Origin of the sequence: Ruegeria intermedia, from assembly GCF_900129345.1 — a bacterium.
GTDB lineage: Bacteria > Pseudomonadota > Alphaproteobacteria > Rhodobacterales > Rhodobacteraceae > Ruegeria > Ruegeria intermedia.
Genome location: NZ_FQVK01000074.1, coordinates 1 through 1,263, shown reverse-complemented (window position 1 = coordinate 1,263; position 1,263 = coordinate 1). Strand labels below are relative to the sequence as shown.

Here is a 1,263-nt window from a genome sequence, read left to right as displayed (position 1 = left end):
TTTTACGGCGCCGGGGTGGATCCGGATTCCGGGTGGCTTCCCAAAAATCCGGCCCTGTCGCTGGCGAAATCCCGCGCCAAGCCCGCCAGCATACGTATTCGGCCCAGAAGGAACCAAGAATTCAAAGGGTTAGCGGATTGGACCCCGACTGGACCCTTCGGTGGACTCTCGGAAGCCAGCGGCTCGGGCCGTCCCGCGCGCGCCACTCCCGAGGATATCCAATTTCTAGCGTCCCGGTCGGATTGTGTAAGGCCTCGCGATGTAAACCAGAAAATTTCCTCACAGGACGATTTTCCTTGACAGGCGGTCGGCATTCTCAACGACGAAGCGCTGCGAGCGTCGGCGCGGTGGCACACGCCCGTTCAGGCGCCAGACGATCAGGGCGATGCCGAACTGCCAGCGTTTGGTGGCAGCGGTGCGCGACAGGCCGAATTGCCAGCAGATCGGTTTCCATGGCTTCCGGTTCGCCCTGAGCCACACGATCCGGGCGTCGTCCTTCTCGAGCCAGCGCAGCCAGAGCATCGCTTCCTCAGCCTCCGTGATCATGCGCGGGCTCGGCAACGGCCGGCGCATCTGCGGCTCCTGGCCGACCTGGTCGGCGAAGCTGTGGAAATACTCCGGCCACGCGTTGAAATACCCCTGCGGCTTCACGCCCGGCATCTGCGCGAACACGTCGGCGGCCAGTTCCAGCCGGTCCTGCACCCGGGCCATCGTCCAGTCAGCCATGTCGCTCCTCCCGCTTGCCATTGAGTTTCTCGCCGAGTTGCCGCACCAGTTCCCGCTCAGGCCAAGTAAGCCGTTGGTCGTCAAGGAAAACTGCCAGCAGGCCTTGCTCCTGCCAGCCGTCTCGCTTGACCTCTTCAGGGTCGCGTCGCCGCCCGCCATAGCCCGGCGGGGTGAAGCGCATCGCCTTCATGCCAAACCTCCATTCGTTTCAATCGCCCAAAGCAAGATGGCGATCGCGTCGGCTTCATTATCGTCCGCCGGGCTGAAGCCCCGGGCGCGGGCCGCCTCGATCATGGCGTGCTTCGGCGCGTTGCCTTTTCCGGTTGCGTGTTTCTTGATCGTGCCTACCGGGACACCCTGATACGGGATGCCCCGCAACTCAGCCCAGCTGGTCAAGCTGGCCATGAGACCGCCAAAGACGTGCGCCGCGTCGGTGCCCGCGTGGCGACGGACTTCCTCGAACCAGATCGCCTCCACCGGCCCGGATAGCCGATCGATCTCGCTCAGCCAGTTGGTGAAGCGCAGATACCGCATGCC

The 1,263-nt window shown here is 64.1% G+C and carries 3 protein-coding genes; all 3 read right to left on the bottom strand.

Translation table 11 applies throughout. The annotated features are described in order from the left end of the window. Nucleotides 1-279: 279 nt before the first annotated feature. Complete coding sequence (locus F3H26_RS19260) at nt 280-726, bottom strand: DUF6362 family protein (RefSeq protein WP_149777572.1); 447 nt, start codon at nt 724-726, stop codon at nt 280-282. Continuing rightward, entirely contained in the window at nt 719-916 is a 198-nt protein-coding gene (locus F3H26_RS19255) for a hypothetical protein (RefSeq protein ID WP_449421239.1), read from the bottom strand. Before F3H26_RS19255 ends, F3H26_RS19260 begins: the two co-directional genes overlap by 8 nt. Beyond that, nucleotides 913-1,263, bottom strand: a 351-nt coding sequence (locus tag F3H26_RS19250) for a RuvC family protein (protein ID WP_149777571.1), incomplete at its 5' end; no start/stop codon positions are given. The genes F3H26_RS19250 and F3H26_RS19255, both read right to left, overlap by 4 nt.